This is a genomic window from Phocaeicola faecium (assembly GCF_014837055.1).
GTDB classification, from domain to species: Bacteria; Bacteroidota; Bacteroidia; order Bacteroidales; family Bacteroidaceae; genus Phocaeicola; species Phocaeicola gallinarum.
Genome location: NZ_JACSPQ010000046.1, coordinates 1 through 767, shown reverse-complemented (window position 1 = coordinate 767; position 767 = coordinate 1). Strand labels below are relative to the sequence as shown.

Annotated in this window: 1 protein-coding gene; it reads right to left on the bottom strand. The window is 64.1% G+C overall.

The window, feature by feature from the left end; genetic code table 11:
- The coding region (locus H9626_RS15780; protein ID WP_225231020.1) for a hypothetical protein at positions 1 to 767 on the bottom strand (767 nt) is incomplete at both ends.

The following is a 767-nucleotide window of genomic DNA, read 5'->3' as shown; positions in this document are numbered from 1 at the left end:
CCTAGGGTGGCCCCGGTGGCGTGGGCATCGATGTTCGGCCCATCCCCATCGGCCAGTTCGCCGTATTCGTTCACCTCCGCGAATGCCGGGCTGTCGGCGTCCACGCCAGAAAGGGCGTCGGATATGCCATCCAGCGTAACGGTGTGCGAGGCGGCGAACATGATGCCGTGCCATGACGTGGGTGTACCCGCCAGCGTCAGTGTTCCGATGCTCGGAGCGGTCCAGTCGATGATGAAATGCGTGCCGTCGATCAACATGTCCTCGGATATGGTGGCGGAGGCGACGGCGTCATGCAGTCCCCGATAGGACAATCCGATGGCGTATCGGCCCTCCGACACGCTCCGGGCTCCCGCGACCCGTATAGGCACGGTGATGGACCATTGTGTGCCGTCGGGGCTGTCCCATCCCTTGTTCCGGATGGTCAGCGCCTCCAACGTCCGGCCGTCGCCGCTGTGTTCGACCGTGCTCTCGGCGAACAGGTCGACGTCGACGGTTGTGGCGTCGGTGGCGTTACGGGCCAACGGGAACCATGGATCGTGTACGGTGCAGGTGACGGACACGTCGCCCCGGTAGTACCCTTGCCGTGTCGATCGGCGATGTTCCGGTGCACCGTCCGTCAGCGTCATGGCGTTGATCCGTGGCGCTCCCGGAGCGATGACGACCAATATCGAGGCATCCGTTTCGGACAGGAGCGCACGCAAGGTCGTTTCGGTGGTGTTGCCGACCTGATCCATGCCCATGACCCGCACCGCGTCCAACTCGTACAA